This is a genomic window from Variovorax sp. YR634 (assembly GCF_900106655.1).
GTDB lineage: Bacteria > Pseudomonadota > Gammaproteobacteria > Burkholderiales > Burkholderiaceae_C > Variovorax.
The window spans coordinates 1-19470 of sequence record NZ_FNOL01000007.1 but is presented as its reverse complement, the minus strand read 5'-3'; the positions used below and the strand labels follow the sequence as shown (position 1 = coordinate 19470).

Annotated in this window: 19 protein-coding genes; 8 read left to right on the top strand and 11 right to left on the bottom strand. The window is 65.9% G+C overall.

Features of this window, described 5'->3' with window-relative positions; all coding sequences use genetic code 11:
- The first annotated feature begins 27 nt into the window (after positions 1-27).
- The 3 genes from gcvT to gcvP are packed head-to-tail and all read left to right on the top strand — an operon-like array spanning position 28 to position 4592.
- Entirely contained in the window at positions 28-1200 is a 1173-nt protein-coding gene (gene gcvT / locus BLV60_RS14315; protein WP_093055557.1) for a glycine cleavage system aminomethyltransferase GcvT, read from the top strand.
- A 59-nt stretch (positions 1201-1259) separates the two neighbouring features.
- Complete coding sequence (gcvH, locus tag BLV60_RS14310; RefSeq protein WP_093055555.1) at positions 1260-1631, top strand: glycine cleavage system protein GcvH; 372 nt, start codon at positions 1260-1262, stop codon at positions 1629-1631.
- Between the two features lie 51 nt (positions 1632-1682).
- Positions 1683-4592 carry an aminomethyl-transferring glycine dehydrogenase gene (gene gcvP, locus BLV60_RS14305; protein WP_093055553.1) on the top strand — a complete coding sequence of 970 codons (2910 nt, stop codon included), beginning with the start codon at positions 1683-1685 and terminating at the stop codon, positions 4590-4592.
- Positions 4593-4630: 38 nt separating this feature from the next.
- On the opposite strand, the gene BLV60_RS14300 is transcribed toward gcvP, so the two are convergent.
- The 3 genes from BLV60_RS14300 to BLV60_RS14290 all read right to left on the bottom strand — a co-directional run bounded on the left by BLV60_RS14300 (position 4631) and on the right by BLV60_RS14290 (position 7178).
- On the bottom strand, positions 4631-4885 hold the full coding sequence (locus tag BLV60_RS14300) for a hypothetical protein (RefSeq protein ID WP_093055551.1): 255 nt from the start codon (positions 4883-4885) through the stop codon (positions 4631-4633).
- 134 nt (positions 4886-5019) lie between these two features.
- Entirely contained in the window at positions 5020-5937 is a 918-nt protein-coding gene (locus tag BLV60_RS14295) for a DUF3014 domain-containing protein (RefSeq protein WP_093055549.1), read from the bottom strand.
- 125 nt (positions 5938-6062) lie between these two features.
- A complete protein-coding gene (locus BLV60_RS14290; protein ID WP_093055547.1) occupies positions 6063-7178 on the bottom strand; it encodes a DUF2855 family protein in 1116 nt (371 codons plus the stop codon).
- Between the two features lie 49 nt (positions 7179-7227).
- On the opposite strand from BLV60_RS14290, the gene BLV60_RS14285 reads away from it, so the two are divergent.
- Positions 7228-7857 (top strand): TetR/AcrR family transcriptional regulator, encoded by a 630-nt coding sequence (locus BLV60_RS14285; protein ID WP_093055545.1) that lies wholly within the window; start codon positions 7228-7230, stop codon positions 7855-7857.
- On the opposite strand, the gene BLV60_RS14280 is transcribed toward BLV60_RS14285, so the two are convergent.
- Together BLV60_RS14280 and BLV60_RS14275 are read right to left on the bottom strand one after the other, a co-directional pair.
- Positions 7835-8509, bottom strand: a complete 675-nt coding sequence (locus BLV60_RS14280; protein WP_093055543.1) for an alpha/beta hydrolase — start codon at positions 8507-8509, stop codon at positions 7835-7837. The genes BLV60_RS14285 and BLV60_RS14280 overlap by 23 nt on opposite strands.
- 12 nt (positions 8510-8521) lie before the next feature.
- Entirely contained in the window at positions 8522-9565 is a 1044-nt protein-coding gene (locus BLV60_RS14275; protein ID WP_093055541.1) for an NAD(P)H-dependent flavin oxidoreductase, read from the bottom strand.
- 113 nt (positions 9566-9678) lie between these two features.
- On the opposite strand from BLV60_RS14275, the gene BLV60_RS14270 reads away from it, so the two are divergent.
- The gene (locus BLV60_RS14270; protein ID WP_093055539.1) at positions 9679-10713 is read left to right on the top strand and encodes a hypothetical protein; all 1035 of its coding nucleotides are present in this window, start codon (positions 9679-9681) and stop codon (positions 10711-10713) included.
- A gap of 31 nt (positions 10714-10744) precedes the next feature.
- Here BLV60_RS14270 and BLV60_RS14265 read toward each other — a convergent pair whose 3' ends face one another.
- Positions 10745-12046 (bottom strand): UDP-N-acetylglucosamine 1-carboxyvinyltransferase, encoded by a 1302-nt coding sequence (locus BLV60_RS14265; RefSeq protein WP_093055537.1) that lies wholly within the window; start codon positions 12044-12046, stop codon positions 10745-10747.
- A 235-nt stretch (positions 12047-12281) separates the two neighbouring features.
- On the opposite strand from BLV60_RS14265, the gene BLV60_RS14260 reads away from it, so the two are divergent.
- The gene (locus BLV60_RS14260) at positions 12282-13148 is read left to right on the top strand and encodes an AraC family transcriptional regulator (RefSeq protein WP_256329078.1); all 867 of its coding nucleotides are present in this window, start codon (positions 12282-12284) and stop codon (positions 13146-13148) included.
- A gap of 118 nt (positions 13149-13266) precedes the next feature.
- Positions 13267-13680 carry a GFA family protein gene (locus tag BLV60_RS14255; RefSeq protein ID WP_093055533.1) on the top strand — a complete coding sequence of 138 codons (414 nt, stop codon included), beginning with the start codon at positions 13267-13269 and terminating at the stop codon, positions 13678-13680.
- A 28-nt stretch (positions 13681-13708) separates the two neighbouring features.
- Here BLV60_RS14255 and BLV60_RS14250 read toward each other — a convergent pair whose 3' ends face one another.
- Genes BLV60_RS14250 through BLV60_RS14240 form a run of 3 tightly spaced genes read right to left on the bottom strand, consistent with a single transcriptional unit; the run spans position 13709 to position 16157 of the window.
- Entirely contained in the window at positions 13709-14929 is a 1221-nt protein-coding gene (locus BLV60_RS14250; RefSeq protein WP_093055531.1) for a type II toxin-antitoxin system HipA family toxin, read from the bottom strand.
- Positions 14919-15191, bottom strand: coding sequence for a helix-turn-helix domain-containing protein (locus BLV60_RS14245; protein ID WP_256216607.1), 273 nt, complete (start codon positions 15189-15191; stop codon positions 14919-14921). Before BLV60_RS14245 ends, BLV60_RS14250 begins: the two co-directional genes overlap by 11 nt.
- 60 nt (positions 15192-15251) lie before the next feature.
- Positions 15252-16157, bottom strand: a complete 906-nt coding sequence (locus BLV60_RS14240; protein ID WP_093055527.1) for a LysR family transcriptional regulator — start codon at positions 16155-16157, stop codon at positions 15252-15254.
- Between the two features lie 121 nt (positions 16158-16278).
- Between BLV60_RS14240 and BLV60_RS14235 the strand changes: the two genes are divergently transcribed.
- Positions 16279-17700, top strand: coding sequence for an aldehyde dehydrogenase family protein (locus BLV60_RS14235; RefSeq protein WP_093055525.1), 1422 nt, complete (start codon positions 16279-16281; stop codon positions 17698-17700).
- 15 nt (positions 17701-17715) lie between these two features.
- Here BLV60_RS14235 and BLV60_RS14230 read toward each other — a convergent pair whose 3' ends face one another.
- Together BLV60_RS14230 and BLV60_RS14225 are read right to left on the bottom strand one after the other, a co-directional pair.
- Complete coding sequence (locus BLV60_RS14230; protein WP_093055523.1) at positions 17716-18072, bottom strand: hypothetical protein; 357 nt, start codon at positions 18070-18072, stop codon at positions 17716-17718.
- Positions 18073-18970: 898 nt separating this feature from the next.
- A complete protein-coding gene (locus BLV60_RS14225; protein ID WP_093055521.1) occupies positions 18971-19315 on the bottom strand; it encodes a hypothetical protein in 345 nt (114 codons plus the stop codon).
- Positions 19316-19470: the final 155 nt, after the last annotated feature.

Sequence of the window (19470 nt, the reverse complement as noted above, 5' to 3'; positions counted from 1 at the left end):
ATTTCGTCTGCCCCTTTGGAGTGCCCCGTGGCTGCTTCTTCCGCCCCCGCTACCGAACTTCTCAAGACGCCGCTGCACGACCTCCACGTGGAGTTCGGTGCCCGCATGGTGCCCTTTGCCGGCTATTCGATGCCGGTGCAGTACCCCGCCGGCCTGATGGCCGAGCACAAGCACACGCGCGACGCGGCCGGCCTGTTCGACATCTCCCATATGGGCCAGCTGCGCCTCGTCGGGCCCGATGCGGCGGCGGCTTTCGAAACCCTGATGCCCGTCGACGTGATCGACCTGCCCGCCGGCAAGCAGCGCTACGGCCTGCTGCTGAACGACGAAGGCGGCATCCTCGACGACCTGATGTTCTTCAACGAGGGCAACGGCTCGATCTTCGTGATCGTCAACGGCGCCTGCAAGGTGGCCGACATCGCCCACATCCAGCAGAAGATCGGCAGCCGCTGCCAAGTGCAGCCCCTGCCCAACCACGCCCTGCTCGCGCTGCAGGGCCCGCAGGCCGCGGCCACGCTGGCGCGGCTGTCGCCCGGCATCGAGCGCTTCGTGTTCATGACGGGCGGTGCGGTGCAGATCGGCGGCATTGCCGCCTTCGTCACCCGCAGCGGCTACACCGGCGAAGACGGCTTCGAGATCTCGGTGGCCGCCAAAGACGCCGAGGCGCTGGCCCGCCTGCTGCTGGCCCAACCCGAGGTCAAGCCCATCGGCCTGGGCGCGCGCAATTCGCTGCGGCTCGAAGCCGGCCTGTGCCTCTACGGCAACGACATCGACACCACCACCACGCCTGTCGAGGCCTCGCTCAACTGGGCGATGCAGAAGGTGCGCCGCACAGGCGGCGCGCGCGAAGGCGGCTTTCCAGGCGCGACAAAGATCCTCGCGCAGCTTGCCGTCGCTACCGCAGGCGCTGCCGGCCACACCGACCACGACACGCTGAAGCGCAAGCGCGTGGGCCTCGTCGCCCTCGAACGCATTCCGGTGCGCGACGGCACGGTGCTGCAATCTTTCGAAGGCCATGACATCGGCATCGTCACCAGCGGCCTGCTCGGCCCGACGGCCGACCGCTGCATCGCCACGGGCTACGTGGCCACCGCCTTCGCCGAGCCGGGCACGCGCGTGCAGGCCATCGTGCGCGGCAAGCCGGTGCCGATGGAGGTCTCGACGATGCCTTTCGTGCCCACCCGCTACTACCGCGGCTGAGCCTGGTCGACAGGCTAGGCTCTGCACCCCGATTCATTTTTTCCACGAGGAGTTTTTCCATGAGCATCAAGTACACCAAGGACCACGAATGGGTGTCGGCCGAAGGCGACGCAGCCACCGTCGGCATCACCGTGCATGCGCAGGACGCGCTGGGCGACGTGGTGTTCGTCGACCTGCCCGAAGTCGGCAAGACCTTTGCGCAAGGCGAAGTTGCCGGCGTCGTCGAATCGGTCAAGGCCGCGGCCGACGTGTTCATGCCCGTGTCGGGCGAGATCACCGAAGTGAACGAGGCGCTGCGCGCCGACCCGTCGCTCGCCAACAGCGACCCGCTGGCCGCCGGCTGGTTCTTCAAGGTCAAGCTGAGCGAGCCCGCGCAGCTCGACGCCCTGCTGGACGCGGCCTCCTACGACAAGTTCGCCGCCGAATCCTGATCCGCTGAGTTCCTCAGCCACCTTCCTTCTTCTCCCCGAGCCCTCACCGCCATGCCGACGCCCGCCCTTCCCTCTTTGCAAGAACTAGAGAACGCCGAAGAATTCCTCGCCCGCCACATCGGCATCGATGCGGCGGACGAGGCGCGCATGCTGCCGGTGATCGGCTCGGAAACGCGCGCGGAGCTCATCGACGGCATCGTGCCCGTGGCCATCCGCCGCGCAAAGCCGATGCGCCTGCCCGCACCGGCCACCGAAGCCGATGCGCTGGCCGAGCTGAAGGTGATGGCGTCGAAGAACAAGGTGTTCAAGAACTTCATCGGCCAGGGCTACTACGGCACGCACACGCCGGGCGTCATCTTGCGCAACGTGCTCGAGAACCCCGCCTGGTACACCGCCTACACGCCCTACCAGGCCGAAATCTCGCAGGGCCGCATGGAAGCCCTGCTCAACTTCCAGACGATGGTGTGCGACCTCACGGACATGGCCATCGCCAACGCCTCGATGCTCGACGAAGCCACGGCCGCAGCCGAGGCCATGACGCTGGCCAAGCGCAGCGTGAAGAGCAAGAGCAACGTGTTCCTGGTGTCTGGCGACTGCCATCCGCAGACTATTGAAGTCATCAAGACGCGCGCCGCGCCGCTGGGCATCGAAGTGAAGGTGAGCACCGTGTCGGAAACGCTGCCGCACCTGATGGTGAGCGGCGAGTTCTTCGCCGTGCTCGCACAGTACCCCGCCACCACCGGCCACGTGCACGACCTGCGTCCGCTCGCGGGCCACGCGCATCAGTGCGACGCCGCCCTCATCGTCGCGGCCGACCTGCTGGCGCTCACGCTGCTCGTCGCGCCCGGCGAATTCGATGCCGACATCGTCTGCGGCACCACGCAGCGCTTCGGCATGCCGCTGTGCAACGGCGGCCCGCACGCCGCCTACCTGGCCTGCCGCGACGAATTCAAGCGCTCGCTGCCGGGCCGCCTGGTCGGCGTGAGCGTCGACACGCACGGCCGGCCCGCATACCGCCTCGCACTGCAGACGCGCGAGCAGCACATCCGTCGCGAGAAGGCCACGTCCAACATCTGTACCGCGCAGGTGCTGCCGGCCGTGGTGGCCAGCATGTACGCCGTGTACCACGGGCCCGATGGCCTCACGCGCATTGCGCAGCGAGTGGCAGCGCTCACGGCAATCCTCGCCAAGGGCCTCACGCAGATGGGCCGCGAGCTGGTCAACACCACCGCTTTCGACTCACTGACCATCCGCACCGGCGAAGACACGCCGGCAATCATCGAGCGCGCGCAGGCGGCCGGCGTCAACCTGCGCCAGCGCCTGCAGCAGCACCTGGGCATCTCGCTCGACGAGACCAGCACGCGCGCCGACGTCGAAACCCTGTGGAGCCTGTTCGCGCCCGCCGGCACGCAGGCGCCGCGCTTCGATGACCTGTCGAGCAGCACCACGCCGCTGATCCCCGAAGACCTGCGCCGCACCAGCGCCTTTCTCACGCACCCGGTGTTCAACACCCACAAGAGCGAAACCGCAATGCTGCGCTACATCCGCAGCCTGTCCGACAAAGACCTGGCGCTCGACCGCAGCATGATTCCGCTGGGCAGTTGCACGATGAAGCTCAACGCAACGAGCGAGATGATCCCCATCACCTGGCCCGAGTTCGCCAACATCCACCCCTTCGCGCCCGCCGAGCAGCAGCAGGGCTATGCCCAGCTCGACGCCCAGCTGCGCGCCTGGCTGTGCGAAGCCACCGGCTACGCGGGCATCAGCCTGCAGCCCAACGCCGGCTCGCAAGGCGAGTACGCAGGCCTGCTGGCCATCCGCTCGTTCCATGAAGCCAAGGGCCAGGGCCACCGCAACATCTGCCTGATTCCGTCTTCCGCACACGGCACCAACCCCGCGAGCGCGCAGATGGTGGGCCTGCAGGTGGTGGTGACAGCCTGCGACGCGCAGGGCAACGTCGACATGGACGACCTGAAGCGCGCCTGCGAAAAGCACAGCGACAAGCTGGCCGCAGTGATGATCACCTACCCCAGCACGCACGGAGTGTTCGAAACCCGCGTGAAGGAACTGTGCGAGCTGGTGCATGAACACGGCGGCCGCGTGTATGTCGACGGCGCCAACATGAACGCGCTGGTCGGCGTGGCTGCGCCGGGCGAGTTCGGCGGCGACGTGAGCCACCTGAACCTGCACAAGACCTTCTGCATTCCGCACGGCGGCGGCGGCCCCGGCGTGGGCCCGGTGTGCGTGGTCGAAGACCTCGTGCCATACCTGCCTGGCCACGCGACGGCCGGCGTGCCGTCGAACGGCGTGGGCGCCGTGTCGGCCGCACCGCTGGGCAATGCGGCCGTGCTGCCGATCAGCTGGATGTACTGCCGCATGATGGGCGCCAAGGGCCTGCAGGCTGCGACCGAAACGGCCATCCTCAGCGCCAACTACATCAGCGCGCGCCTGAAGGACCACTACCCCACGCTGTACGCGAGCCCCAACGGGCACGTCGCGCACGAGTGCATCCTCGACCTGCGCCCGCTGAAGGACACCAGCGGCGTCACCGCCGAAGACGTGGCCAAGCGCCTGATCGACTACGGCTTCCACGCGCCCACGCTGAGCTTCCCCGTGCCCGGCACGCTGATGGTCGAGCCGACCGAGAGCGAGCCGCTGGCCGAACTCGACCGCTTCATCGACGCGATGATCGCCATTCGCGGCGAAATCCGCCGCATCGAAGAAGGCGTGTGGCCGAAGGAAGACAACCCGCTCAAGCACGCGCCGCACACGGCTGCGAGCCTGCTCGGCACCGAGTGGAGCCACCCGTACTCGCGCGAACTCGGCGCGTTTCCGCTGGCCGAACTCAAGAACGCGAAGTACTGGCCGCCCATCGGCCGCGTCGACAACGTGTACGGCGACCGCAACCTGTTCTGCAGCTGCGTGCCCGTGGGCGACTACAAGGAAACCGAAGAGGCCTGACGAAACCCGAGAAGGCGGGCGGCAACCCAGCGGCCCTTCTACGGCGGGGATTCGCGACGATAGGTCGCCCACTTCACGGTCAGGATGTCTGCAGCGATCTTGGCGGCATTGACGCCCGCATAGGCTTCGGACGGATCGAACTGGAATGCCTCCTGGTATCGCTTGACCTGCGCATAGTCCTGGTCGAAGGTCATCGGACCCATGAGTTCGGCAGGATCGGTGCCCGCTGGAAGCGCGAGGAATTTCTCCGAATCGGTTGCACTCTGGTAGAGGTCGACGCTCATCAGGTTCATACGGGTGTCCTCGAGGTTTTGATCTTGAGAACAAAGCCTCAGCGACATCCGTGCAGCACGCAATCGGTCCGCGCCTACACAGCGCGCCGGAGGAATGCTCACGGGCGCCCGTGTACGTCGGGCGCCGTGCGGCGTCAGGGTTGCTTCTTCTTCGCCACGTCGCCAGTGGCGATCTGCTGGCGCAGGCCGCGCAGGCTGGTCTTCACCTTGCGCTCGTTCTCCGGCCCCATGCGCACCATGATCTTCTGGCCGGAAGACAGCGACTCCAGCTTGGGGTCAGCGTATTCATAGCGCACCCACGGCCGGGTCGAGGGCACGTCACCCTTCACCTCGACCAGCCGCACCTCCACCGGCCCCTTGGGCTCGGGCGCCTGCAGCAGATGGTCGATCACGGCAATGAGCCGGTCGTTGAAGTAGCGGCCCGGATAGCCCAGCTCTTCGTACGCCTGCTGGAACAGCGGATAGAGCTTTGCGTACACGGCCGCCGCCTTGGCCGGGTCGACCGACTCGGCCAGCAGCACGATGGCGTTGTAGCGCGCGGCGTTGTTCGCGGCAATCGTCTGTACCTGCCCCTGCTGCCCGTCGGTGATGAAGCGCTGGCCCGTGGGCAGCACCGGCCATGCGCTGGGCGGAGCCTGTTCGCGCGCGAGGTTGTCGACGGTGGTGACGAAGCGGCGCACGATGCCGTCGGGGTGCATGTACGCTGCAACGTTCTTGCCGCCGAACAGTTCGATCAGCGCCTTCGTCACGCGCGCATCGGAATCGGGCAGCTTGGGCAATGCCGCATCGGGCGGAGCCAGTGCATCCATGGGGTTCTGCGGCTCGGCGGACGCTGCCGAGGGCGGCGCCGGTGGTGGCGGTGGTGCGGGCGCGTCATTGGGCGCTGCGGCCACTGGCACGGGTTCTGCCAGCATCTGCTGCTGATACCAGCGCCAGCCAAGGTAGGTAGTCCCGAGCAGCACCAGCACGAAGGCGACGATGGCGCCTATGGGCATTTCGCGGCGGGGTCTGAACTCAGGGGCGTCGCGCGTGTCGCTGTCGGGCTCGGGCATGAGGTGGGTTTCCTTGTGCGGGAATGTCGGGGAAGCGAACGGCTATGGTGCACCAATTCGGGCTGCGCACCAGCCCCGTCGTCGTAACGCCCTGTGACGCACCCGCCGCGCGGAAGTTCACACGCTCAGCCCGCGAGCCGCACCACGTGCGCCTGCCGCGGATCGACCCTGCCCGCGTGCAGGTCGGCGATCACGGCTTGCGCATGCGCGAAGCCCTTGCCTTGTGCCAGCGTCATCCATCGATTGCCGGGCCTGCTCAGCTCGGCGATGAAGCTGCCTTGCGCCTCGTTGAAGCGCCGGTTGACCTCCTGCGGGCCCCAGTCGGCATTGCGCTTGCGGATCTGCACGGGGGCGAAGTAGAGCTTGGGCGTCGGGCCGGGCAGCGAGGTTGTGTCACCGAGAAATTCCGTCTTCTGCGCGGAGCCCGCATAGCAGTCGTACACCAGCGCTTCGCCGAAGTGGTGATGAATGGTCGCGCGCAGATCGTCGTTGCCCGAGAAGTCGACGTACAGCGTGGGCACATCGGCCGGCAGCGCCGTCACTTCTTCATAACTCAGAGTGCGGTCGTAGCAACCCAGGCTCTCCACGAAAGCGCGATTGGCGTTGGACGTGGCCGCAATCAGCGCCAGCCCTTCGCGCTGTCGCAGGCAAAAGGCCGTGCCGAATGCGGTCTTGCTCGACGCGCTCGACACCACGACCTGCTTCGCGCCGAAGAAAGCGTTGTCTTCCAGGAAGTCGGCCAGCATGAACGAGGTGATGAACAGCGGGCGCACCAGCATCTGGTAGTCCTCCAGCGCGGCGACGTAGCCCGCGTCGTTGCTGCAGCGCATGTACTGGTTGTAGGCCGACACCAGCTCGCTGCGGTGCGGCGCGCCGTCGTAGAAGCCGCGCGGCGTTACGCGCACCGGCTGCATGCGCAGGTGGCTCGCTATGGGGAAGTAGCCGTAGAAGCGCTCGCCCACCGCCACGCCCTCCACATTCGAGGCGACCACATCGGCAAAGCCCCAGGCCGGCATGTGGCCCCAATCAGCGTCGCCAGTCGGAAAGAACTGCCAGTACTTCATGACCGCATCGCCGAAAGCCGCGTAGGTGATGTTGTTGGTGGTCAGCGAGAAGCGGCCGATCTTCAGCAGCACCTCGCCGGGCTGCAGCTCGCCGGTGTCCTGCGCGGTCACGACACGGGTAGTGCCGAGGGCGTTCTTGCGCGTTTCGAGGCGGGTTAAAGTGAATACGTTGTTCATTCGCAAACTGTATGGCGGCCCGTCTCCCGGCGGGTTCGGAAAACCGTCGATGCCGGACGCACCCCGCTCCAAGCCCCTGAAACGCCCCACGCAGGCACGCAGCAAGTTCACCGTGCAGGCGATCTACGACGCCTTTGTTCGGATTTGGTCCGCGCACGGCTGGGAGGGCGTGACCACGCGCGCAGTGGCGCTGGAAACCGGCATCGCGGTCGGCACGCTCTACGACTACTTCCCCGACAAGGAAGCCCTGCTCTCGGGCTACGTGCGCCACTGCATCGAGGCGCTGCTTGCACGGCTCGATGCGGAAGTGATCGCGCCGGCCGACATCGGCTGGCAAACACGCGTGCAGCGCCTCGTGCGTATCACCTGCGACACGCGGCTCGAAGGGCTGCCGGCTTTCGACCACGAGATGCTGATGCTCGAACACCGCGTGGCGGAGCCCAAGCATCACCGCCGCGTGTACGACGAACTGGCTGACAGATGGCTCAAGGCTTTTGCCGCCTGCACAGACCTGCAACCGCCGCCCTCGCCCGCCACCATCCATGCGCTGCTGACCGCCGCATGGGGCGGCCGACGCTATCGCCTGCTGGTGCAGCCCGAAGCGGGCAACGACGAGTGGGTGGCCGAGATGGAAGCGATGGTCATGACGCGCTTGTCTACGAACTTGTCGGCGCGCTGAGCGATTGCAGCCACGCCAGGGTGGCCTGCAACTCTGCCGGACGAAGCTCATGCGCACCCGGAAAGTCCGCGCCCGACAGTGCCAACGGCAGCGTGCGCGCGAACTCGCGCGTAGCCTGCGCGGCGCTCGGCGGAATCACGTTGTCGGCGCTGCCATGGCTCACCCACAACGCCTTGCCCTCGAAGGCCTCCGGCGCCGCGACGTGCGGCAGCACCTGCGACAGCAGCCGGCTGTGCCACACCATCGCGGCGCGCACGCTCTCAGGCTTGGTCAGCAGCAGCGACAGCGCCATGATGCCGCCCTGGCTGAAGCCGCCGACCACCACGCGTTCTGGCGGCACGCCGAGTTGCTTGCCAGCCGAGGCAATCATCTCGCCGACCAGGAAGCGGCTCTCGCGCTCCTGCTCTTCGTCGATCCGGCGTTCACCGCCGGGCAGCACCTGGAACTCGAACCACGCGTAGGCATCGGGCGACAGCACATAGGGCGCGCGCAGGCTCAGCACGTTGAACTGCGGCGGCATCATGCGCGCCAGGCCGAACAGGTCTTGCTCGTTGCTGCCCACGCCGTGCATCAGCACCAGCAGCCAGGGTTCGCGAACATCGGGTTGCGCGCCATGCGCGAGAAACTTCAGGGGCAGATGCAGTTGGGTCATGGTTTGTGAAGCTCAATGAAATCCTTGTGCCAGCTCGCGCGTGACCTCGGCCGCAGGCAGCTCACGGCAGCCGGTGGCATTCTGCCCCGACCATAGCGGAGAGAAATCGCCGTTGCCCTGCGCCTCGGCCTTGGCACGCAAGGGTGCGATTCCCGATGTGGCCAGCGGAAACTCCGGCGCGGCTGCGCCGATGGGCCCCAGCTCGCGCATCACGCGGTTCACGATGCCGCGCGCCGGCCGGCCGGTAAAAAGATTGGTCAGCGCCGTGTGCCGCGAGGCCCTGCTCTTGAGCGCCTCGCGATGGAGCGCGCTGGTGGTCGCCTCGGGCGTCAGCAGGTAGGCCGTGCCAATCTGCACGCCCGCCGCGCCCATCGCCATGGCCGCGGCCACGCCCGCTGCATCGGCAATGCCACCGGCCGCGATCACCGGCACCTTCACGGCGTGCACCAGCTGCGGCAGCAGCGCGAAAGTGCCGAGCTGCCGCGTCAGGTCGTGCGACAGGAAATGCCCGCGATGCCCGCCGGCTTCCAGCCCCTGCGCAATGACCGCATCCACGCCGCGCGCTTCGAGCCACTGCGCCTCTTCGACCGTGGTGGCCGAAGCCAGCACCTTCGCGCCCCAACCGTGCACCTGCGCCATCAGCGCTTCTGACGGCAGCCCGAAATGAAAGCTCACCACCGGCGGCTTGAACTCGGCCAGCAGGTCCGCCACTTCGGCGCTGAAGGGGTTGCGCCCCGGGCCGGTGGGAATGTTCGCCGCGTCGATGCCGAACTCGGCGTAATACGGTGCCAGCGCGGCACGCCAGGTCGCTTCACGTTCGGCGCTCGGCACCGGCGGGGTGTGGCAGAAGAAATTGACGTTGTAGGGCTTGCCGGTGCCCGCGCGGATGGCAGCGAGCTCGCTGCGCATGACGTCGGGGCTCAGCATGGCACCTGGCAGCGAGCCCAGGCCACCGGCATTGCTGACAGCAATGGCCAGCGCGCTGCCCTGCACGCCGGCCATCGGGGCCTGAATGAGCGGAAGGTCTGTTCCGATGAGTTGTTGCAGCGTGGTCATTTGGAGCGCTCCTTGTTCGTGTGTCGCCGGGTGCCGGCCATTCTCCCGCCAAGCCGGAGGTTGCGGCGGCGGCGGGGTCATCATCGCCAAATGGCTTCGGCACAATCGCGCGCATGCCCATCCTGAACCCGACGCGGCCCGCTCACTCCCGGCCGCTGCAGCGCAGCATTGCTGCTGCCATTGCCACCGCCAGCCTCGTCATGCTCGGCGGCTGCCCGCAGAAAGAAGAAGCCCCCGCTACCACCGCCGACGCGCAGCCGGACAAAGCCGCAGTGGCCGTGGCAACCGCCGAGGCCGTTGCCCCCGCGGCACCGCCAGCATCACCTGCACCACCAGTGCCTCGCCCCACCGCATCGGCCACGCTCAAGCGAGCCGAACTCATGGCGCTGGTGTTCCCCGACTCCCAGGGCCCGGGCGCCTCGCCCCGACAGCCCGACACCGTCTCGCTGCCCGAGAGGGCCAACGAGGGCAAGACAGTGCCCGGCAGCGAGGCCGATCAACAGGCTCAGGTGTCGCCGCGCGAAGTGGTGCGGCTGGACGATACGCACGCCGTCATGCTGACCGAGACCGTGCCGCTCGACGACCGGGGCGAGCCGATGAACGGCCACGTGAACGGCGCATGGCTCGGCGCCTACTTCTTCGAGCAGAGCGCCGAGGGCTGGAAGCTCGCGAGCCGCAGCGACGCTGTCGACTACCTCGGCTTCATGGGCAACCTCGGCACCACCAAAGTCGAGCGCATCGCGCCCCAGCGCTTTGCGCTGACCATTGCCCACGGCAGTTGCTGGCAGGGCTACTGTGGGCAGTGGCTGTCGGTGTATGGGCTCGAAGCGGGCAAGGTGCGCGTGCTGGCAAGGGGCATTGCGCTGTCGGCCACCAATGAAGGCGCCGATGAGTCCTGCGAGAAAGCGCCCAGGCCCGGCAAGTCGGAAGAGCCGCCACGCGGCGCGTGCTTCGACGTCAGCGGCACGCCGAGCTTTACGCTGGGCACCGACGAAGCGCCGGGCGAAATGCGCATCGCGTTCAAGGGCGAACGGACGAGCGGCACCAAAAACCGCCGCGTGCTCACCATCGACAGCACGCTGGTCTATGCCTGGCGCAACGGCGCCTATGTGCTGACCGAAGGGCGCAACCCCGTTCCGTCGTTCTGACGGGCGAGCGCTGCGACACCAACCCCGCCGGTTATTCCTCGCTCGTCCACTCAACCTGCACGCCCAAGCTGCGCAGGTTCTCCACGAAGCGCGGATGCGCCCGGCGGATCGGCGCGGCGTTGCGGATCTCCGACTTGCCCTCGATGCTCGCCGCCACCATGAACAGCGCGATCGCCACGCGAATGATGTAGGGGCTCTCGACCACCGCGGGCGTCAGTGGATTGCCGCCGAAGGTAATGAGCCGGTGCGGGTCAGACGAGAACACGTGCGCGCCGAACTTCGAGAGCTCGCCCGTCCAGCCCAGCGCCCCGTCGTACACCTTGTTCCAGAACATCGCATTGCCCTGGGCGCGCACGCCCAGCGCGATGAAGATCGGCAGCAGGTCCACCGGAAAGTACGGCCACGGCGCCGCCTCGACCTTGGTGAGCACGTTGCTCGTGAAAGGTGTCTGCACCTTCAACGGACCAGTGCGGATGGCGCGCGACCAGCCGTCCGCATGCTCGATCTGCACGCCGAACTTGGCGAAGGTGCGGTCGAGCAGCGGAAAGTTTTCGGGGGCGCTGTTGCGCACGACCACGTCGCCGCCGGTGATGGCGCCCAGCGCCAGGAAGGTCGTGATCTCGTGGAAGTCTTCGTCGAAGCGAAACTCGCCGCCCTTGAGCGCGCCGTTGCCATGCACCGTGAGCCGCGAAGTGCCCATGCCCTCGATGCGCACACCGATCATGGCCATGAAGCGGCAGAACTCCTGCACGTGCGGCTCCGACGCGGCATTGGTCAGCGTCGAGGTGCCGCCCGCGGCGGCTGCGCACAGCACGAAGTTTTCGGTGGTCGTGACCGAGGCGTAGTCGAGCCAGTGGTCGGTCGGCGTGAGCCGGCCTTTGCTGCGCACCAGCAGCGAGCCCTCGGTGCGCTCGACCTCGCCGCCGAAGCGCTGGAACACCTCCACGTGCGGATCGATCTCGCGCACCCCCAGCGTGCAGCCCTTCACGTTGTCTTCAAGCCGCGCAACACCGAAGCGCGCCAGTAGCGGCGGCACCAACATGATCGACGAGCGCATCTCCTCGGGCAGCCGGTGCAGCGATGCGTCGAAGGTGGTCTCGCGGTGGTGCAGCTCGAGCGTGCCGGTCTCGTGGTCCATGTGCACGTCGCTGCCGAGAGTGCGGAAGATGTCGAGGATCTTGCGCACGTCGGTGATGTCGGGCACGCCATGCAGGCGCAGCGGCTCCCAGGTGAGCAAAGTGGCACAGAGCACCGGAAGCACGGCGTTCTTGTTGGCGGAGGGGGTAATGCGGCCACGCAGCGGCGTACCGCCGTGCACGATGAGGTTGGACATGAAGAAGAAGAAACAGAAACGGGGGGAGCGGGAGGCGGCGGGAAAAGGGTCGGAAACAGTCCGAAACCGGAGACGGGCACTTTACCGTCTGAAACCCGCATGTACGGGGCCGAAGTTGTAAGAACTTCAAAGCAGAAGCCACTGAGTTGGCAATTCTTTCGCATTACTGCACGCCAGCAAGTTCGGTCAGGACAGCCGGTTTGCGGTACTTCATGATCGCCGCATGGACAACCCGATGCCCCGCGAGCCCGACATATTCGTCCCCCTCATGGCCTGGATCGAGGAGCGGCTCGACGACCACCTCACGCTCGAACTGATCGCGCAACGCGCGGGCTTTTCGGCGTACCACTTCTCCCGGATGTTCACCGCCCGCATGGGCCGCAGTGTCATGGCGCACGTGCGCGGGCGTCGACTCGTGCGCAGCGCCCGCAGGCTCTGCAGCGAGCCCGACGTGAAGCTCATCGATCTGGCCCTGGATTGCGGCTTCGAATCGCAGGAGGCTTTCACGCGCGCATTCAAGCGCCTCTTCGGCGCGTCACCCGGCCGCTTTCGTACCGGCTTCTCTCCTACCCCCATCGAAGGACAGTTTCCAATGAATTCCCCCAGCAGCACCCCCACGGCAGTGGCCCGGCTGCCCGAATTGACCAGGCTCGAGGCGTTCCGCGTCGCGGGCCCATCCCGGCGCTTCGACGACGCGACGAAGTCCGACATTCCCCAACTGTGGTCTGCGCTTGTCGGTGCCTTGCCGCTGAAGGGCCAGGCCCCGAGCTGGGCGACGTACGGCGTGGTCTGGAGCGTGGACCAGGAGGCCGGGAGCTTCATGTACATGGCGGGCGTGGGCGTGGAAACCGACGGCGAACTCCCCAAGGGGTTCACCGTGAAGGAGATTCCGGCGGCAACCTACGTCGTTTTTCGCATCGCCCTGAACGGGTCCGCGCTGCACCCGCAAGTCAAGAGCGCCATGGCGACCATCTGGGGCGAGTTGATTCCCGCCTCCGGCTTGCGGGTCGTCGACAGCCCCGACTTCGAGATGTACGACGGTCATTTCGCGCCCGACCAGCCAGGGGCCGTGATCGACTTCTACGTGCCCGTGGAAGCCTGAACTCCCGGGCGGTGCCCACTCACGACGAACTTGTTACTCCCCCGCCGCGCCCTCGCTCGCCTAAATTGGTTGCACCCAGCCAGCCCCGCTGGAAAACAACCTCGAAAGGACAAGACAAATGAGCCACGCCTACACCGGCGGCTGCGCGTGCGGCGCAATCCGCTACGAGATCTCGGCCGAGCCGATCTTTCAGAACGAATGCCAGTGCCGCGACTGCCAACGCAAGAGCGGCACCGGCCACGGCTCGTACCTCACCTTTCCACGCGCCGGCGTGAAGCACAGCGGCAATGCCACCCTGTGGGACATGGTCGGCGACAGCGGCAACGTCAAGACCCGGGGGTTCTGCCCGAACTGCGGCTCGCCCGTGTACCTGACCTTTGCGGCGATGCCCGACGTCTTCACCGTGCACGCCGCGAGCCTCGACGACCCCGGCCGGTACAAGCCGCAGGCGGTCACGTACACCGTGCGTGGGCACGGCTGGGACTTTCTCGACCCGGCACTGCCCAAGTTCGACAAGATGCCGCCGATGTGACGGCCCTGCCCGTTGGCTCAACTGAGATCTACGGCACCTTGGCATAGCCCATCCCATCGGTCCAGATGTCTCGCATGCTCTCCAACAGGCTCTTCGGGATTCGCTGGTCACTGGCCATCAGGCCCAGCGTCTTCTGCATCCCCTGCGCGATTCGCGCGAGAACGAGTTCTGGCTTTGCGACCCCGCAGACCTTGCGGCCGAACAGCAGCAGTTCCTCGGTCGTCGGGTAGGCCTTCGTGTGGCCCTTGCCGGCGAAGAGCTTGAGCGCCAGTGTGCGGTCCTCGAGCTCGGGGCCGCCTTCATAGCGCGTGTACCGATAGAGCGCGGTTGTCACCACATCGAACATCGGCGCAAGGCGGCAGTCAGCGGTCGAGGTATAGAGCAAGCCGTAGTTCTTGAGGTGGCCATCGCCGTTGCGCACCATGATGCTGAACGCCACTTGCTCGAAAAACCGCTCGAGGTTCTCGCTGGGCAGTTGAAGGTACTGCATCAGTTCGGCGATGCGCTGGTAGCTTCCGTGGTACTTGCGGTCGGATTGGATGTCGCGCACCCGAAGATTCATCAGCGCCGCAATATCCTCGAAACCGATCCGGGACCCATCCGACGCGATGTCGAATCGGTCGACCAGCAGCAGATGCCCGTCGTCCGAGAGGTCGAACGTGGGTGTCTCGATGCCTGCGTGGCCAGCAGCCGTCAGGCACATGAACTCGTTGGCCGACAGGCCCGGGTAGGACGGTGCCGCAGCCTTCACGATGATCGTGGGCACTGGAACGCTGACCCGATCCGGCACCATGATCTTCGGCTGCATGCCGGCAATGCCGGCGCCCGTGCTCAGGTATGCGCGCACCAGTTCGTCGAACACCTCTGGCGTGTAGCGGGTTCCGAGCAAGGTCTTGCGGTCGATGACCCGAGGCATCGCAAGCGGCTGCGCCCCCGGCAACCGAAAGCCCAACCGACCGATACCGTTGGATCCCACCACCGCGAGCATGTGCATCTGAGTGAGCTGTTGCTTGGGAAACATCGCTCGCAGACGCAGGTACAGGTCACCCTCGGGCAGGTTCTGATCCATCACAGCGAAGAGGTCGCCGTCCTGGTAAGTCGGCCGGGTCGGCGGCATGAGCAACGCGACGGCGGGCTGCTCCACACGGCCGTCGAGATACCGGAACTCGTAGACCGAGTGTTTGAGCAACTGGCCGGCCGGCTCGCCGGCGATCCCAACGTCGAGCTGCCTGATCTTTTCAGGAAGCATCGTCGTCATCCTGTCCAAAGCGTTCCGTAACTTCTTCCAGCGTCGGCATGCCCAGGCGCTCCAGGCTGATCGTGAGATCCATGGCACGCAGGATGTCAAAAAGCGAGGCAAGCGTGATGTCTTCCCCCCGCTCCAGTCGATAGAGAACATTGCGCGCGCGGCCCGAGCGCGCGGCGATATCGGTCGCCTTCAGGCGGCCATCTTTTCGCGCACGTTGGATTGCCTGGCCCAGTTCGATGGGCAGTCTTATTTTGTCCTTCATACGACACATTATTAATGTATATAGGCTTAATGTCCATCAAACAGGACATTCCTAGCTCCGCTACCGGCCCGGCAACTCGATCACCTCGCGCACCAGGTCGATGAAGGCTCTCAGCCCCGCCGGCACGTTGCGCCGGCTCGGGTAATACAGGCAGATGCCCGGGTAGCTGGGCGACCACTCCTCCAGCAACGACACCAGCCGGCCGCTGGCCAGGTCTTCTGCGACGTGGAACATCCCCATGTAGGCAATGCCCACGCCTGCGCGCGCCGCCTCCAGCATCAGCAGGGGCTCGTCGAGCGTGATGGGGCCGGGCACGTCGAGCGTCATCGCCTCGCCGTGGCGCGCGAACTCCCAGCGGTAAACGATGCCGCTCGAAAAGCGCCAGCGCACGCAGCGATGCGCCATCAGGTCGTCGGGCACCTGGGGCGCGGGGTGCTTTTGCAGATATTGCGGCGATGCGACCACCACCATGCGCTGCTCGCTGCTCATGGGCACGGCCACCATGTCGCGCGGCACGGCCTCAGCCAGGCGGATGCCGGCGTCGAAGCCCTCGGCCACGATGTCGATCATCCGGCGCTCGGTCACGATGTCTACCTTCATGTCGGGGTAGCGGCGCAGGTACTCCAGCACCACCGGCGCGAAGATCATCTGCGCCGCGCCGACCGAACTGTTGAGCCGCAGGGTGCCGGTGGGCGTGTCGCGCAGCTCGTTGGTCGCCTCCATGGCGCCGCGGATGTCGGCCAGCGCCGGTGCGATGCGCGCGATGAACTGCTCGCCCGCCTCGGTAGTGGACACGCTGCGCGTGGTGCGGTTGAACAGGCGCACGCCCAGCCGCGCCTCCAGCCCCGCCACCGTGGCGCTGAGGGCCGAGCGCGACATGCCCATGTCGACCGCTGCCGCCCTGAAGCCGCCGTGCCGGGCCACCGCCAGCACCGCCTCCAGCTCTATCAATCCGCTGCTGTGCATGGTGGATTGTCCTGATTATCTGAATGACGCATGGTGATTTGGCCGGCTTCTCAAGTCAATGCTCGCGCCCTAGATTTGATTCAAGCCGGTTTTCCGCTCCGGCGAATCCAAGGAACACACCATGCGCAACATCGACCAGATCTACATCGACGGCGCCTTCGTCACCCCCCACGGGCGCGAACAGGCCGAACTCATCAACCCCGCCACCGAGGCCGTCATCGGCCACGTCACCCTGGGTGACCGCGAAGACACGCTGCGGGCCATTGCCGCCGCCAAGCGCGCCTGGCCCGCCCATGCGCGCACCACCAAGGCCGAACGCATCGCGCTGCTTCACCGCCTGCATGCCGCGGTGCTGGCCCGCGCCGACGATATCAATGCCGCCACCACCGAGGAATACGGCGGCCCCGTGTCCCGCGCCAGCTGGGTTGCACGGTATGCGGCAGAGGCCTTCCTGCTTGCGGCGAAGACGCTGGAGCAATACCCCCTCACCCGCCAGATCGGCAGCGCGCAGGTCGTGATGGAGCCGGTCGGCGTGGCCGGCCTCATCACGCCCTGGAATTCCAATGCCGGCTTCATCTGCAACAAGCTGGCTACCGCGCTGGCCGCAGGCTGCACCGTGGTCATCAAGCCTAGCGAGATGAGCGCCATCCAGACCCAGGTGGTCACCGAGGCACTGCACGCCGCAGGCCTGCCGCCGGGGCTCTTCAACATCGTCAACGGCCGGGGCGACGTGGTGGGCGCGGAGCTGAGCAGCCACCCCGACATCGCCAAGATTTCTTTCACCGGCAGCACCGCCGTGGGCAAGGCCATCCAGCGCGCTGGGGCCAACACCCTGAAGCGCGTGACGCTGGAGCTCGGCGGCAAGTCGCCCACCGTGGTGCTGGACGACGCCGACTTCGCCACCGCCATTCCCCTTGCAGTGACGGCCGGCTTCCAGAACAGCGGCCAAGCCTGCCTGGCCGGCACCCGCATCCTGGTGCCCGAACACCGGCTGGACGAAGCCATCGCGCTCGCCCGGACGGCAGTCGAGGCCGCGAAGGTCGGCGACCCACGCGATGCCGCGACCGAAATCGGCCCCATGGTCAGCCGCAAGCAGTGGGAGCGGGTGCAGGGCTATATCCGCAAGGGAACGGAAGAAGGCGCGCGGCTCATTACCGGCGGCGAGGGCCGCCCGGCAGGCCTCGACGCCGGCTTCTACGTGCGCCCCACCCTGTTCGCCGGAGTACGCAACGACATGGTCATCGCGCGTGAAGAAATCTTCGGGCCCGTGCTCTGCCTCATTACCTACCGCGACGAGGAAGACGCCATCGCAATCGCCAACGACACGGTCTACGGCCTGCAGGCGGTGGTGCTGTCGGGCAGCGACGAACACGCCCTTGCCGTGGGCTCCCGCCTGCAGGCGGGCCGGGTGCTGATCAACGGCCTGCACCACGAGCCCCTGGCGCCCTTCGGCGGCTTCAAGCAATCGGGCATCGGCCGCGAATTCGGCACCTTCGGGCTGGAGGCGTATCTGGAGCCCAAGTCGGTGATACGGGCGGCCTGAACTCGAAGGCCTTCCCTACCCCGTCAGTGCCTCGCACTGGACTTCGATACGGGCGTGGAGCAGGCCCAGCGTTACCGAGAGAAGCCGCTGCAGCGAGCCGCGCTGGCATTCATCGAAGAGCGGCGCGGGGTCTGTGTCGGACGAAGCGGCATCGTGCCGGTCTTCGTCCCAGGTGAGTAGCTGAACCAGCGTTTGCGCGCCCTGCACTACGTCGCGGGCGTCGTTCAGGAATGCGGCCTGGCTTTGCTGGGAAGAATCGTTGAGCCGGTCGCCCTGGACCCATTCGAAGGGTTTGAACTGGGCGGTGGGACGATAGTGCGCACAAGCACAACGGGCGTTGGTGCTTGCGTCGTTTGAAGAAGCGTTGGCCATGAGTGGGCCTCCCAAGGATGTCGATTTGCAGAAACCGACGCACCCGACGCCAATCGGGGGCGGCAGCTCGAACAGGTTGGCGTACCGGGACATCCTTGCGGAAACCGGCAGGGCGCGAGCCCTCCCGTTCGAGCCGCCTAAAAAGGAAGCATGAACGAAAAAGCCGCAGACCATGTGCGGTGACTGCGGCTTTCGTCGCAGGATGTCAGCGGGACGCCAATCCCGGCCTCGCTTATCGCGGGGCGGAGGCAATGTAAGCGGTGTTGATAGAGCCCGTCAAGCTGGGGAGCCATGGCCATTGCGCTGAAGCCACCAAGCGAATCGATGAGCTGCGCATTGACCGAGACAAGCCCTGATCGCGACGGTGGTGTATCCGGCTGCGGTCGAGCCTATGCGATCAGTTGTACGAGGCCATCATCGGCATTGGCAAGTCTTGGGGCCGTTCTGAGCTCCCGTCGCAGCGTGTTCTGGAGAAACCAATGCGCCGTCTCGCCAGCCTCGCGCCGTGCAGGTAGCTCGGCAAATCTCGCCGCCCATCGCGCCACTGGAACTTGCACTCCTGCCAAATCCAAACAACGGCCCCACCAAGGCGAAGGCAACGAAAACGGCGACCGCAATCAGGCCGGAGCGCAGCTTCTGACTTAGCTTTGCTTTCGCAGACCGCTGGGAACTGGTCATGACGCAATCCTAGAGACTGAGATCTGAAAGAGGCTTGGCCTAACCCGAATGAATGTAACGTTGATGAAGAGCACTCTCCTAGTGGAAGCTGAAAGTCTGCTTGCGGCAAGAGAGAACGTCAGCACGGGGCCCTAAACGGAAGTTCGTGGGGGCGTAAAAGCGGTCACTCCATTGGTCAACGGACTCAACCTTTTGGCGGCCGCCAATCCTACAAAGAGCGCTAGAACGTTGCGAACTCCCAAATATGTTCTTTGCCATGCTGCATCACGAACGTTCTTAGCCGATTCAAGTCCGCAAGCTGGTCTGAATCGAGGTCGGCATGCCGGCCATCGAGGACATGATCCAACGCTTCAGGCGCCACTCGAACAACCACCAAGTCCTCTAGCAATACAGCAGGTTCCCCCTGGTTCCACTTCACCGACCTGCCACATAGAACCGTAAAGTCCAGCGAATTCATCACTTCCATGTTGACCACTGTCAGATCGTCCAGTGCATCAGGGCCATCCTCTTCTATTGGTCTCAGGCGTTCTGGGTTTGCTTCGTGGATGAATGTGATGCCGATCATGGTTCTTTTTCCATACTAGTTGTGCGAATTAGTAGTGTTTTTGGGAAGTGTGAGGAGAGTCCGTACATGGACGCCCCCCAATATGCCAGGCAGTCAGTTGATGATGACTTGAAGGTTCGATTGCACCCGTACATTCGGACTTTCGCTGCGGCTTT